General features: G+C 63.8%; 1 protein-coding gene. It reads right to left on the reverse strand.

What is annotated here, in order from left to right; genetic code table 11:
• Positions 1-279 (reverse strand): hypothetical protein (locus GJR95_RS41950; protein WP_198424784.1); only part of this gene is annotated, 279 nt, incomplete at both ends.

The following is a 279-nucleotide window of genomic DNA, read 5'->3' on the forward strand; positions in this document are numbered from 1 at the left end:
CGGGTACACTCACCGCATCGGGCGCGTCTACCTACCTGTGGAGCAATGGCGCCACTACGGCTTCCATCTCGGTCAATGTGGCCGGCACCTACTCGGTGACGGGCAACAGTGGCTCGGGTTGTACCGGGGTTGGATCGGGCACCCTCACGGTTAGCCCACCCCCCACCGTCAACGTCTCCTCCATCAGCATCTGCGAAGGCCAGAGCGGTACGCTCACCGCATCCGGAGCATCTACCTACCTGTGGAGCAATGGCGCCACCGGCTCGTCCATCTCCGTCA

The sequence above is a fragment of the Spirosoma endbachense genome (assembly GCF_010233585.1).
Lineage (GTDB): Bacteria > Bacteroidota > Bacteroidia > Cytophagales > Spirosomataceae > Spirosoma > Spirosoma endbachense.